The organism is Pedobacter hartonius (assembly GCF_900107535.1).
Lineage (GTDB): Bacteria > Bacteroidota > Bacteroidia > Sphingobacteriales > Sphingobacteriaceae > Pedobacter > Pedobacter hartonius.
The window spans coordinates 88,135-102,703 of record NZ_FNRA01000006.1; the positions used below are offsets into that span (position 1 = coordinate 88,135).

Below are 14,569 nucleotides of genomic sequence, written 5' to 3' on the forward strand. Positions count from 1 at the left end.
ATAAACCCATTCCGTTACAGGGAAAGAAGGTCGCAGGCCGTAGCCTGCGTTTATATTGAACATTATTAGAAACTAACCTTTATGAAAACATGTTCATTACATCAAACCTTACCGCAAATTTCCTGATCACCCAAACTACTGGTTTTGTTCGGATAAATGATAAAAATTCTTAATACTTTTGACAGAGCGCAATCTCAATTGTATTTAAGTTTTAACATTTACAGGAACAATGGGTGAGATGAAAAGGCAGCGGGTTACACGAGCAGACGGAAAGGCCATTAACCTGGTTCAGAGAAGAGGGCATTTATCATATTGTTATAATGCCTGCTGCTGTGGCAGGACCGACAGGGGATTTGCTGCGGTACCGGTAGACCTGTACAAAAGTGAATGGCTCCGCCGTAAATTGCGGAATGTGGTACATATGACCAAAGGCGGTTGTTTGGGCCCCTGTACGCTGGCAAATGTTGTTACCCTTCTTTTTGACGGACACTCTGTCTGGTTCCATTCTGTGAACAGCGACTGGCAGGTAAAAGCCATATTTGATTATATTGACAGTATGGTTGCTGCAGATGGTTTTCAGGTTCCGCCGGCAGAACTCAGCGAATACGTTTTTCAGTTTTATACCTGGAAAGGTACTGAGGCGCCTTCGCTTTCAGCTCCTCCTGATCAGGCTAAGGAAGGCATTGTATTTCTTTCCCATGCAGATACAGACTTGCTCAGTTTACACCGGGCATTGCAGTTTCTTCCCGAAGATTTCCCCCAGACGCTCGGAATAAACCTGCTCGCCGTAAAAAGCGAGGCCCATATGGCGCAACTGCTGGACAGGGAAATAGCAGGAGCAAAAATTATCATTCTCCGTATATTAGGACGCCCAAGTACTATTCCCGGGTTCAGTGAACTGGTAAGCCGCGTGAAAAAACAGGGCCAGCACCTGATCATCGTTAGCGGAACGAGCGATTTTAACCCCGAATATGCTGCTGTATCTACCGTCCCGCCGGATATACTGCAGGAAACGCTGGATTACCTGGACGCCGGGGGGCAACTGAACATGTTATCCCTGCTGCATTATCTTTCTGACCGCCTGCTGATGACCGGCTTTGGATTTGATGCCCCAATTATATTGTCGCAACACGGTATCTATCATCCCGACCTTCCTGAAAATGCAACTATTGAGGATTGGCAGCAACATAGAAATGCCGCATGGGCAACGATAGGGATCACGTTTTACCGTGCTCATTATATGAGTGGCAATACCGCGTTTATTGACGCATTGGTAAGGTCCCTCGAAGATAAAAATTTAAATGCCCTCCCTGTATTTACGGCCTCTTTAAAAGCTGTGTATAAAGATTCAGAGTGGCCTTCTGCGTTCCGTTTCTTTATGGACGGCACACATGTTCGTATTGATGTACTGATCAATACCGTTTCTTTCGCCATGCAGGGAGGCAATGCAGCGGTGTCTGCCGAAAATATACTGAGTAAACTGGATGTTCCCATTCTGCAGGCAATTACCAGCGGCATGGGCCGTGGCTCCTGGGAATCTTCCAGCCGTGGCCTGAATCCGCTGGATACCGCAATGAATGTGGCCATCCCTGAGTTTGACGGACGCATCATTACCGTACCCGTTTCATTTAAGGAAAAGGGAAAAGATGCCAGCGGATATGAGGCGCTGGAAGACCGTGTAGACAGGGTAGCCGGACTGGCAGTACGTTTTTCCCGCCTGAAACATTTACCCAACAGGGTGAAAAAAATTGCTTTTGTTTTTACCAATTCAAGTACCAAAGCCTCGCAGATCGGAAATGCCGTAGGACTGGACTCACCGGCATCTCTGATGGTTATCCTGCAGGCCATGCAGGCAGAGGGGTATGTTATAGATCACCTGCCTGCCTCAGGTACTGAGCTGATCCACGAGCTGATCAGCAGGTGTTCCTATGATGAAACTTACCTGACCCCGCAGCAACTGGCAGATGCCGTAGGACAGGTGCCCTTCGATCAGTATCATACCTGGTTTAAGGAGCTACCGGAAGCCTTGCAGAAGAAAATGGATAAACAATGGGGGCCTGCTCCCGGAAAATCATATATACATGGTGACCACATTGCACTTGCCGGTCTTGAATTCGGGAACGTCATGGTTGCCCTTCAGCCGCCGCGCGGTTATGGGATAGACCCCGATGCGATTTATCATCAGCCCGACCTGCCGCCAACGCATCATTACCACGCTTTTTACAAATGGCTGCGTAATGAATGGGGTGCCGATGCGATCGTACATGTGGGCAAACACGGCACGCTGGAATGGCTGCCGGGAAAAAGCATAGGTCTTTCAGAGAACTGCTTTCCGGATGCTTTTCTTGCAGATCTGCCGCTTTTCTATCCCTTTATCATCAATGATCCCGGTGAAGGCTCGCAGGCAAAACGCCGTGCCCATGCTGTTGTTGTAGACCACCTGACCCCGGCTATGACCTCGGCAGACAGCTATGGCGAACTGGCCATGCTGACCCAGCTGGTGGATGAATACTACCAGGTGGAAACACTGGACCCCTCGAAACTTCCGCTGCTGCAGCATCAGATCTGGACGCTGATCAAACAGACGAACCTGGATAAAGACCTGTCTGTCATGCTGCAGCGTGACCATGGCGATCACAAACATGAATGGGATGATGAAATGACCCCTGATGGTGTTCCTGTGAGTATCACCGAGATGGATGGCAAGGATATCGCGCATTTAATTGAAGACATTGATGGCTACCTGTGTGAGTTAGGCGCCGCGCAGATCCGCAATGGTCTGCATATCCTTGGCCAGGCACCGGAGGGAACTGCGCTGACAGATATGCTACAGTCGCTCACCCGGCTTTCCAATATAGGCGTTCCGGGTCTTCCTCCACAGATCGCTGCTCTTTTTGGATTTGATCTCAATGAATTACTAGACCGGAAAGGACAACGCCTTTCACATGTTCCGGAACTGTTCACCATATTGGCGGGCAGGCCGGTGGTCACAGCCGCCGATGCCCTTGAAGTGATAGAGGAGCTCGGCAATCACCTCCTGCAGCTGCTGTATAAATATCATTTTAAACCGGAAGCTGTACAGCAGGTATTCCGCGAAACCTTTGGCACCGCAACTCCTGAAGACGCAGGCATCATTCAGGTGCTGACTTACGTGTGTGAGCTGCTGCTGCCTAATCTGGCGCAAACCTATGATGAAATCAGTAATCTTTTACACGGGCTGTCCGGCGGATATATTCCTGCCGGCCCAAGTGGAGCGCCCACACGCGGAATGGCGCATATATTGCCAACGGGGCGCAATTTTTATAGTGTTGACCCAAGGGCATTGCCTTCACAGGCAGCCTGGAAAGTAGGGCAGCAGCTGGCGAACGAAGTATTGGAACGCCACCTGAAAGAAAAGGGTTTTTACCCGGAAAGTGTGGCCATCAGCATCTGGGGAACCAGTGCCATGCGTACTCAGGGTGATGACGTGGCCGAAATTCTGGCTTTGCTGGGTGTAAGGCCCCTGTGGCAGGCAGAAAGCAGGAGGGTAATTGGGCTGGAACTGATCCCTGCCGAAGAACTGAATCGCCCGCGGATCGATGTGACCACCCGTATCAGCGGGTTTTTCCGGGACGCCTTTCCCCATCTGATCGACCTGATTGATGAGGCAGTGCAAATGGTCATCAGCGCGGAAGACGAACCCACAGAAAATAACTTTTTAAGAAAACATTTCCTGGATGACCTGGCTGTTCTTCAGGCGGAAGACCTTTCCCTGGAACAGGCCGAAGAGAAGGCAGCTTACCGCATCTTTGGTTCCCCTCCGGGAAGTTATGGTGCAGGAATTCTAGAGCTTGTACAGGAAAAGAACTGGCATTCTGATGCTGATTTCGCCACTACCTACATCAATTGGGGCGGTTATGCCTATGGAAGAAGCACTGATGGTGTAGATGCTAGGGAAGAGTTTAAAAAAAGGCTTTCTATCGTGGAAGTGGCATTGCATAACCAGGATAACAGGGAGCACGATATTTTTGACAGTGATGATTACCTGCAGTTCCACGGGGGCATGATCGCCTCTATCCGGAGTCTGACAGGTAAGCAGCCTAAAAGTTACTTTGGGGATACCCAGAATCCGGACAGGGCAGTGGTAAGGGACTTAAAGGAAGAAGTACTGCGTGTTTTCCGCTCCAGGGTAGTGAACCCCAAATGGCTGGAAAGTATAAAGAAACATGGGTATAAAGGAGGGCTGGAACTCACTACCACGGTAGATTATATATTTGGTTATGACGCCACAGCCCAGGTGATGGATGATTGGATGTACCGGCAACTGGCTGAAACATACGCATTAAATGAAGAGATGCAGGAGTTTTTTGCCAAAAACAACCCATGGGCATTACATGCGATCACTGAACGTCTTCTGGAAGCGGTACAGCGTGAGATGTGGGCCGCTCCGGCAGAAACGCTGGAAGCCCTGAAGCAGCTTTACCTGAAAAGTGAAGCCTTACTGGAAGAACGTAACGAAGTTTAACAGCCCGGTTTTCCGGGCATATTAACATATTTATCCTATGAATTATCCGTTTACAGCAATAGTAGGGCAGGAAAAACTTAAAAAGGCTTTGCTGTTATGTGCAATCAATCCGGGCATTGGCGGCCTGCTGATCCAGGGAGATAAAGGGACGGCGAAAAGTACAGCCGCCCGCGCACTTGCCAAGATAGTGCCCCCGATAGTGAAAATTGCACATTGTCGGTTCAACTGTGCTGAACACCTTCCTCTGGAAATCTGTGAGGCCTGTCAACAGGCTGAAAGAACATTGCAGCAGGTGCAGGTGCCCTTTGTGAACTTGCCTGTGGGTGCAACGGAAGAAAGGGTGATCGGCAGTCTTGACCTGGAAGGTATCCTTACAGAGAAGAAAAAGAAATTTCAGCCAGGTCTGCTGGCTGCTGTCCATCAGGGTATCCTTTACATTGATGAAGTGAATTTACTGCCGGACCACCTGGTAGACGTATTGCTGGACGTTGCCGCAATGGGCGAGAATATGATAGAAAGAGAAGGCTTATCGCTTAGCCATCCTTCCCGCTTTACACTGATCGGGACGATGAACCCGGAAGAAGGGCAGCTGCGCCCGCAATTTCTGGACAGGTTTGGCCTGATGGTGAATGTGGAAGCTCCTGAAGAGGTAATAGAAAGAACGGAGGTGGTGCGACGGAGGATTGCTTATGAAAATGATCCTGCATCTTTTGTTCAGCGATGGGAAGCCAGCCAGGCTGATTTGCAGCAACGGTTGCTGAAGGCGAAACAATTGTTGCCCGCCGTACAACTGCATGACGACCTGCTGACCCTGATCAGTGAACTTACGACTGGTTTAGGAGTAAAAAGCCTCAGGGCAGATATCGTCATGTATAAAACTGCGGTAACGCTGGCTGCACTGGATCAGCGGACAGCAGTTACTGCTGAGGATGTCCGGGAAGCGGCCATACTGGCCCTGGCGCACCGCAGCAGGAGAAGCCCGATGCAGTCATCAGCGTCCCAGCAGAAACGTTCACCGGCGGATCAGTCGCCGCCGGAGACGCCACCTTCTACCCAGCATTCTCCCCGAAATTCTGCAGGACAGGATGTGAAAGAGAAGCAGGGTTCAGACGAAAGAAACTCTTCCTTCAGTGAAGGTTCCTCTGTCAATGATAGTGGCTCAGCAAACGAAAGTCCTTCTGCTAATGAAAGTGAAAGTCAGCCCGCTAATGAAAGTCCTTCAACTGGGAATGCTTCACCGGAAAACGGTAATGGAGAAGATCATGCAGGCGAACAGGTCTTTGAGCCAGGTATGCCTGTAGTGCTGCCCCTGATTGAAGGATTGAACAGCAGATCAGAACAGCCGGGTAAACGAAGTGCCGTCCCTGATACAAAAAGAGGCGCATATATCCGTCCTGAACCGGTAAAAAATGCGGCACACATCGCGGTAGATGCAACGGTGCTCCATGCGCTGCAGCGAAATCCTGCTGAGCTGGATATTACCATGGCCGACCTCCACCAGAAGCAGCGCAAGGCTAAAATGAGCAACCTCATCCTGTTTGTAGTGGATGCTTCAGGCTCCATGGCTGCAAGTAAACGGATGGAGGCGGTAAAGGGAACAGTGCTTCATTTGCTGAAGGATGCCTATCAGAAGAGGGATACCGTTGGTGTCATTGCTTTTCGGGGAATAGCTGCACAGGTGCTGCTGCATCCTACGCAAAACATTGAATTTGCTGAAGAGGCAATGCGGAGCTTGCCTACAGGGGGGCGGACGCCATTGCCCCATGCCCTGCAGACAGCCGTAGCTGTAGCAAGGCAGTTCAGCAAAGATTATCACCCTATACTGATTATTTTAACCGACGGGAAAGCCAATGTTGCGCTGGAAGCTGAGGGTGATCCATGGGATCAGACACTTGCTTTAGCCGGGCAACTGAAAGATATGAAAATCCGGTCGCTGGTCTTAAACACAGCATCCGGTTTCTTTAACCTGAACAAAGCTGAAGAACTGGCAGTAGCCATGGATGCGAAATATATGTCGCTGCATGAAGTTTCTCCGGAAAACCTGACGCCTATTGTCAGCCAGTTGCTGTAATACTCCCGTCATTGTTTTTAATCAGGACTTTGCCGGCTGAGGATTGCCGTTCGCAGATATTTCTTGTTAATTTTACGTTTTGTTAATAGTTGCATCCTGAAGACCGGCGGGGAGATTTGCAGGAAGATGATAATCCGGTGCGTTAAGTTAAATGCTTACACATTCTTCGATAAGAGAAAAAATATGTTAGAAGACCTGTTAAAATTGAGACGTGATACCCGGCATTTTACGAATGAGCCTGTGCCCGACGCTGTTTTGGAAAAAGCACTGAATGCCGGGCATATGGCGCCCTCAGTAGGCCTCACGGATGCCACGCGTTATTATATTATCCGGTCTGGCGAAGTTAAAAAAGCAGTAAAACAGCTTTTTGACGCCTATAACCATAAGGCTGAGCAGCTGATCGAAACAGAACCGCAGAAATCAGCCTACCAGGCTTTGAAACTGGAAGGCATTACGGATGCGCCGTTGGGTTTAGTAGTGTGTTATGACCGCTCAGTTTTAGATGAATTTACGATTGGCACCATTGCCAGTAACGATACCATCCGGTCAAGTGCAGTTTGTGCGATACAGAATATCTGGCTTTCACTGACAGAACAGGAGTATTCCATGGGCTGGGTATCCATACTGAATTATCATCAGTTTAAGAAAATATTGAATTTGCCGGATGAAATTGAACCCCTGGGTTATTTCTGTGTTGGCAGGCCGGCAACAGATTATGAAAACCAGCCTATGCTGCAGCAGCTGGGCTGGAAAAACAAATCTGCAGCACCCATTGTCACCGAAATAGATGCAGTATATAGCCCTGTGAACAGCGGAAATGCGGTACCTGAGGTAAGTCCCGTATTTACTCCTGGCAGCAGTGAAAATGCAGTACCGGGTCAAATAAAAATTTCGGCACAGCTGAGAGCTGTTATTGACTGTAAAACGAAACCGTTGGGCTCACTGGGTATGCTCGAAGACCTGGCGCTGCAGATCGGTGAAGTGCTCGGAAGCCTGACACCGGAGATTAAAGATCCCCAGCTGATCGTATTTGCCGCCGATCACGGCATTGCCCATCATGGAGTGAGTGCTTATCCGCAGGAAGTGACCCGGCAAATGGTGAATAATTTTCTTGGAGGGGGCGCGGCGATTAATGTTTTCTGCAGGCGGCACCATATCAGCCTGAAGGTTGTTGATGCCGGCGTGAATTATGATTTTGCCACCAATGCAGACCTGATCGTTCATAAAATAGCGAAAGGTACTCAATCCTTTCTATATGGCCCGGCAATGTCGGCAGATGAACTGGAGCTTTGTCTGCAAAAAGGGGCAGAAGTGGTTTCGGCAGTTCAGGCGGGGGGCAGTAATACGGTTGGTTTTGGTGAAATGGGAATTGGCAATACTTCAAGTGCATCTGTCCTGATGCACATGTTGTGTGATCTCCCTTTGGAGGGCTGCGTCGGGAAGGGCACTGGTGTTACCGGTGAACAATTGCAGAAAAAACAGGAGATACTGCAGCTGGCTATAGACCGCTATCAGGGAAGTTATGAACTGAAGCCGCTGATGGCACATTTTGGCGGATTCGAGATCATGCAGATTGCAGGTGCAATTTTAGAGGCGAGAAATAGAAATATGCTGATCCTGGTAGACGGTTTTATCTGTACAGTGGCTTATCTGTGTGCATTCAAGCTGAATCCGGCTGTGAAAAGCAATGTGATCTTCTGTCACGAGTCTGACGAACAGGGGCACCGCCTTTTACTTGCGCAGCTGGATGCAACAGCAGTATTAAAATTGAATTTAAGGCTTGGAGAGGGTACAGGCTGTGCTCTTGCATTTCCGCTGCTTCAGAGTGCGGTCGATTTTTTGAATGATATGGCCAGTTTTGAAAGTGCGGATGTGAGCACCGGGGGAGATTTGAGGGTTTAATCAAATAAAAGCTTTTCTATAGCCTGAATGTTGTTCCCAAAATAAAAATGGAGATAGCTGGCCAGTACCTGGCGGGTTTTAAAAACAGGTGTCTGCAGCATCTCATTCTTCGCATTCCATACCCGGATATCGTCTTCCTGTTTTGGGGTTTCTATAAAATGGGAGTAGTGAAACTCATGGCCCAGAAGTTCAGTGCCGTTGATATTTACGCGTTTATATCCCAGGGAAAGTCTTTTTTGCTGCATTCCTGTGGCAATGGGTAAGATGCCTGTCATTGGAAACTGGCGGCCATTTTCATCCGCAATATATTGCCCGAGGTACATCATTCCGCCACATTCTGCGAGGAACCTGCCATCCTGCTCATGGTAACGCTTCAGGCTGTCCTTCAGTACAGAGTTGGAAGACAAAGCTTCGAGGTATAACTCAGGGTAGCCGCCGGGAAAATAGATCAGGTCTGCCGCAGGCAGTTCGGCATCGTTCAGGGGGCTGAAATAACTCAGTTCTCCAAGCCCCGCTAATGCCCGGATGTTTTCGGGATAAAGAAAGTTGAATGCCTCATCGCGGGCTACAAGTATCTTCCTTGTGCTTTTAATTTTTATGTCAATTGAAGGGGCTGCAGGTATATTCTGAGCCGCGGAAAACAGAACAGTGGTCATACGCATCAGCCTATCCAGGTCAATATGTTTGCTGATGTGCGCTGCGGCCTCCTCAATAATGGCTTCGTGATTGATCTCCATGCCGGTTTTTAAACCCAGATGTCTTGAGGGGATCTGCATTCCCTCATTTTTCGGCAGAAAACCGAGAGCCGTCATGCCAACATCTTCTGCCGCCGCTTTGAGCAGCTGATAATGCGATTCATGTTCTACAAAATTGAAAATTACCCCGGCGATATGTATGTCAGTTCGTAATAGCTTAAAACCCAGCAAAAGTGCGGCAACAGAATATGCCATAGCTTTTGCATTCACGATTAGTATAATAGGAATTTGGAGTAAGCCTGCCAGATCAGCACTGCTGCCTTCCATCTTAACCGCTCCGTCAAACAAACCCATTACACCCTCAGTGACCAGTATATCTGCCTGGCTGCCGTAAAGGCTGTATAATTCCCTGATGTATGCATCATCCATCATGAAACGGTCCAGGTTAATACCGGCGTTTCCTGATGCAATGGTATGCAGTTTGGGGTCGAGGTAGTCCGGGCCGCATTTAAAAGGCTGAACCTTGAGGCCCCGGTTGCGCAGCGCCCTGATTATGCCCAGGGTAACGGTAGTTTTACCGGCACCGCTGTGAGGAGCCGCAATTAAGAACTGAGGTTTCATTTGTTTGCAGAAAGGGCCCCCGCCAGTTCAAGGAAATGCTTTAAAAAGACATCTGTCCGGTGTCCATATTTCTCATCGGTCAGTATTCCGTCCTTAAAAAGAGTTTGTACTTCCGGTGTAATCACAAATTCAGGAGAAACTATGCCGTTCACTTTTAACACATAGTGCTGCAAGTTCTTCAGTGCATTGATCCCACCCAAAACCCCGTTAGAAACCGTCACAATACCAAATACCTTGTGTACATACTCCTTGTAAAAGTAATCCATTGCGTTTTTTAATGCACCCGGATAACTCCCGTTATGCTCCGGTGAAACGATGATAAAAGCATCCGTCTGGTCAAGTTGTACTTTCACCTGTTTTAAAGATTCTCCCGGATTCGGATGTTCGCCGAAGGTGTAATCCAGTAAGGGGAAATTTGACTCTTTTATATCCCAGATCCAGCTGGATAAGCCTAGTTTATTTACACGTTGCTGTACTTCAAGAGCAACCTGGTGCGACTGTCTTTCAGGTCTTGCACTTCCGGAAATGATGGCTATATTCATACCATCAAAGATAACGGGAATCCTTGTAAGGAATGAAATAATTCATCAACTCCGCAAGTATCGGGTAGATAACGGAGAATATCCTGTTTACTTTTGTTGAGCAAATCCTTGTAACATGAACATTCAGGAAGAAACAAACTTCAGCCGCATTGCATCAGCAATTGATTATATCAACAGTAATTTTAAAAGGCAGCCTGGTTTGGAGGAGGTAGCAGAACAGGTTAACCTCAGTCCTTTCCACTTTCAGCGCCTGTTTACAGAATGGGCCGGTGTGAGTCCGAAGAAATTCCTGCAGTACCTCACGCTGGCGTATGCAAAAAAAATGCTGAAGGAACACCAGGCAACGTTATTTGAAACTGCTTTTGAAACCGGGCTCTCCGGTACCGGGAGATTGCACGATCTTTTTATCAATATTGAAGGCATGACACCCGGAGAATATAAAAACGGAGGGGCAGACCTGGCCATCAGCTATAGTTTTACGGATACTCCTTTTGGAAAAATCCTGGTAGCTTCTACGACAAAAGGGATCTGTTATATCGCCTTCGCGGAAGAGGAAGAACTTGCGCTGCCCTTACTAAAGTCGAAGTTCCCTAATGCAGGCTATCAGCAGCGGGCTGACGATGCACAGCAGAATGTGCTGGATATTTTTACGCAGAACTGGTCGCAGCTGCCTCAGGTTAAACTGCATTTAAAGGGCACGGCTTTCCAGTTAAAGGTGTGGGAGACGCTGCTGAGGATCCCGGCCGGACGGCTCAGCACGTATGGCGCTATTGCTGCAAACATAGGTCTTTCTTCGGCGTCAAGGGCGGTAGGATCGGCAGTTGGGGCAAACCCGGTGGCATTTTTGATTCCCTGTCACCGCATTATACAATCTACCGGCGTATTTGGCCAGTACCACTGGGGAAGTACCCGTAAGCAGGCCATGATCGGCTGGGAGGCCGCTCAGGCAGAAAATAAAGAAATTGTATAAAAAATGGACTTATTTAACAATGGAGAACCCGCAAACCTGCTACCCTATGACGGAGAGGTTTATTATTATGGAAAAGTACTTCCGGCAGATGATGCGCATGATTATTTAATAAAATTGCTGGATCAGATTGCCTGGAAGAATGATGAGGCCGTGATTTTTGGCCGGCACATCATTACAAAAAGAAAGGTGGCCTGGTATGGTGATGTGGAGTTCTCCTATACCTATTCCAATATCACAAAGCAGGCCCTGGCATGGACACCGGAGCTGCTCGCCCTCAAACAGCTGACAGAACAAAGAACCGGTACAAAGTTCAATTCCTGTTTACTCAATTTATACCACGACGGCAGCGAAGGAATGGCATGGCATAGCGATGATGAGAAATCATTGGGCAAGAACACCGGCATTGCGTCTTTAAGCTTTGGCGCAGAGCGGAAGTTCGCTTTTAAACACAGGGTTAGCAAGCAGGCTGTTTCACTGCTGCTGGAAAGCGGCAGTTTGCTGCTGATGAAGGGCGCTACGCAAAGCAACTGGCTGCATGGCCTGCCGAAAACGACGAAAGTTACACAGCCAAGAATCAACCTGACGTTCCGGACTATGATTTAAACCACACAAACTCAGTCGATCATTGTTATCTTTACAGTACATTACCCGATATTGCAAATGATAGATGTTTCCCAAAAGAGTTTTCTAGGCGATGCCAAAGGCAAGATCATTATTGGATTTGTGCTTGCTTTCTTTGCTCTTTTTCTTGCCTGGGGAGTAAGCAAGATCGCGTTCAATGAGATGTTGGATACGGTGGATACGATCTCGACACCAAACGTCAAATTACGTCTGGTGAACCAGGTTTCAAGGAAAGTTGCAGGCCTGGACCAGCAACAGAGGTCCTCGGCCTTTAGTTCTCCCGGAAAGTACAGCCGTTTTTTTAAGGATTCGAGACAGCTCAGGCTGCTGCTGGATTCTCTTGGAGGGATGTACCGCACAGACCCTAAACAGCTGAGCAGAATCAAGTCGATAGAAAAGCTGCTGGTGGCGAGGGACAAACAATTTGTCAATTACCTGAAAGTACGTGAAGGATTGGTAAACAATGAATCGTTCAATCAGGAAGTCCAAAAGCTGAATGAACTGGTGAACCGACCTCCGCAACAGCAGGACAGCACTATCGTTACCACAGAGAAAAAGACCTCAACCGTTACTATTTTGCCTGTGGATGAAGCAAAACGTAAGGGGTTTTTCAACAGGCTGTTCGGGAAGAAAGGTGAAGAGCTGCAACCAAACAAGTCCTATCAGGTAACCAATGAAGAGAATATCAAAAGAGATACGATCTCCCTATCCGGAGAAACGATCATCGCAAAGGGCCTTGAGAAATCGCTCCGCACCATTGCCAACGAACAGCGGCTGAAAAGTGAACGTTTTTTAGACAGAGAGGCCGTGCTGGCCAATGCCAATGAGGCCTTAACCCGTCAGATGCTGGATATTTTAAGGAAAGTAGAAGCTGAAGCGGTTGCACAGATCGAACAAAATGGTATAGAAGCAAAAGCGGTGGTGAATACCGGTATCGCCAGGATCAGCTGGATCATGATCGGGTTTTTTCTGTTAACAGTTATTCTGCTCTATCTGATTCTCACAGATATCACCAAAAGCAACGTGTATAGAAAAGAGCTGGAGGCTGCGAGGGACGAAGCTGAATATCACGGAATGGCCAAACAGCGGTTTCTTTCCAATATGAGCCATGAGATCAGAACGCCTCTCCAGTCCATTATTGGTTATGCCGAGATCATCAGGAACCAGGAGCATCCTCAATTGAAGGATATTGAAGCGATCTATCATTCTTCAGAACACCTGCTGCAGATCGTAAACGAGATACTGGATTACAACAGGATCATTTCCGGGAAATTCACTTTTCAGCGCAAGGCATTTAATGTCAGGGAACTTTTAGATGAAGTAGTGTCTGTAATGAAACCGCAGGCGGAGCAGAAAAAACTGACCATGCGCACTGCAATAGAACTGCATGGGATTGAATTTATTGAAGGTGATGCCTTCAGGTTGAAACAGATCCTCTACAACCTGCTCAGTAATGCTGTTAAGTTTACCCAGAAAGGCGAGGTAGTTTTAACCGTTTATTACAAACGCCAGCTCGGAAACCTGCATTTCACATTCATGGTCAAAGATACGGGGATAGGCTTTACCGAAGAAGAAAGCAACAGGATCTTTAACGAATTTGAGCAGATTGATTCTGCAGATAAAGAAGTGATTAACAAGGCTGGTGCCGGACTGGGATTAACGATCATTAAATCTCTGGTAGAAAACCAGGACGGCCGTATCTATGTAAAAAGTAAAGCTGGTTCAGGAAGTACATTTACGGTTTACCTTACCTTTAAGGTGGCTGATGCGGTGCAGGTGGAGAAAGCATTGCCTGTACCTGCCAGAATGCTCAATACCAGCGACACTATATGGGTTGTTGATGATGATCAGCTGATACTTGACCTCTGTGAGATCATTTTCAATAAAAAACAGATCCCTCATGTATGTTTCAATTCCCCGGCAGCAGTACTTGCAGCAGAATGGGATCCAGCAGTAAAGTATATGTTAATGGATATGCGGATGCCTGAGATCTCGGGGACTGAGCTGTGTCATTTGATGAGAGAGCGGATCCCGGCTGATGTAAAGATCTATGCCATGACAGCACAAGTGCTTCCTGAAGAACTTGAAGCAGTGCTCGGACAGGGATTTGACGGGCTGATTATGAAACCTTTCAGGGAAAACGATCTGCTGGCTGTTTTCGGGAGTGATGAAGTACAGCAACAGACGGCTGCAGAAGATGCCGCAATTGCTGAATCAGAGACAGCCCGGGAAGAGGAGGGTATGGTAACCGTACCCGGCCTGGATGCCACTGCTGAAGTAACTGAGGATGATGGTCCCTCAGAGATCGTGCTGGATACGTCAATGGTTGAAAAAATGACTTTCGGGGACCAGGAATTGCTGGTCAGCATCCTGCACCGCTTCAGGGATGATTGTGAAAACGATATGGAGGAACTGAAACAGGGTATTCTGGCAGATGATTTGGCTTTGTCAAGACTGATCATGCACAGGATTGCAGGCAGAACCGCCCAGATGGGATCGGCTAAACTTGCCGGGGAATTCAGGATGATGGAAATTGAACTTTCCGAAGCGTCTGAGATCGCTGCCGCCCACCGGGAAAAACTAAAAAGCTGCATCGGCAAACTTCGTCTGCTGATGCAGCTGGTAGATTTGAAGATCGGATGA

General features: G+C 48.1%; 8 protein-coding genes. 6 read left to right on the forward strand and 2 right to left on the reverse strand.

Features of this window, described 5'->3' with window-relative positions; all coding sequences use genetic code 11:
• The first annotated feature begins 229 nt into the window (after positions 1–229).
• From cobN to cobT, 3 genes are all read left to right on the forward strand, one after another.
• The gene (gene cobN, locus BLW16_RS12430; protein ID WP_217631565.1) at positions 230–4,504 is read left to right on the forward strand and encodes a cobaltochelatase subunit CobN; all 4,275 of its coding nucleotides are present in this window, start codon (positions 230–232) and stop codon (positions 4,502–4,504) included.
• 37 nt (positions 4,505–4,541) lie between these two features.
• Positions 4,542–6,575: a magnesium chelatase subunit D family protein gene (locus BLW16_RS12435; protein ID WP_090557029.1), complete on the forward strand. Its 2,034-nt coding sequence runs from the start codon at positions 4,542–4,544 to the stop codon at positions 6,573–6,575.
• Positions 6,576–6,701: 126 nt separating this feature from the next.
• The gene (gene cobT, locus BLW16_RS12440; protein ID WP_090557031.1) at positions 6,702–8,477 is read left to right on the forward strand and encodes a nicotinate-nucleotide--dimethylbenzimidazole phosphoribosyltransferase; all 1,776 of its coding nucleotides are present in this window, start codon (positions 6,702–6,704) and stop codon (positions 8,475–8,477) included.
• Here the strand turns inward: cobT and BLW16_RS12445 are convergent.
• Positions 8,474–9,793 (reverse strand): cobyrinic acid a,c-diamide synthase CobB, encoded by a 1,320-nt coding sequence (locus BLW16_RS12445; protein WP_090557033.1) that lies wholly within the window; start codon positions 9,791–9,793, stop codon positions 8,474–8,476. The two genes, cobT and BLW16_RS12445, sit on opposite strands and share 4 nt — an antisense overlap.
• Positions 9,790–10,335, reverse strand: a complete 546-nt coding sequence (locus BLW16_RS12450) for an NADPH-dependent FMN reductase (RefSeq protein WP_090557034.1) — start codon at positions 10,333–10,335, stop codon at positions 9,790–9,792. The genes BLW16_RS12445 and BLW16_RS12450 overlap by 4 nt, the downstream gene beginning before the upstream one ends.
• 115 nt (positions 10,336–10,450) lie before the next feature.
• Here BLW16_RS12450 and BLW16_RS12455 point away from each other — a divergent pair, with 115 nt between their 5' ends.
• Genes BLW16_RS12455 through BLW16_RS12465 form a run of 3 tightly spaced genes read left to right on the forward strand, consistent with a single transcriptional unit; the run spans position 10,451 to position 14,569 of the window.
• Complete coding sequence (locus BLW16_RS12455) at positions 10,451–11,305, forward strand: bifunctional helix-turn-helix domain-containing protein/methylated-DNA--[protein]-cysteine S-methyltransferase (RefSeq protein ID WP_090557036.1); 855 nt, start codon at positions 10,451–10,453, stop codon at positions 11,303–11,305.
• Between the two features lie 3 nt (positions 11,306–11,308).
• Positions 11,309–11,908: an alpha-ketoglutarate-dependent dioxygenase AlkB family protein gene (locus tag BLW16_RS12460; protein ID WP_090557038.1), complete on the forward strand. Its 600-nt coding sequence runs from the start codon at positions 11,309–11,311 to the stop codon at positions 11,906–11,908.
• A gap of 57 nt (positions 11,909–11,965) precedes the next feature.
• A complete protein-coding gene (locus BLW16_RS12465) occupies positions 11,966–14,569 on the forward strand; it encodes a hybrid sensor histidine kinase/response regulator (protein ID WP_090557040.1) in 2,604 nt (867 codons plus the stop codon).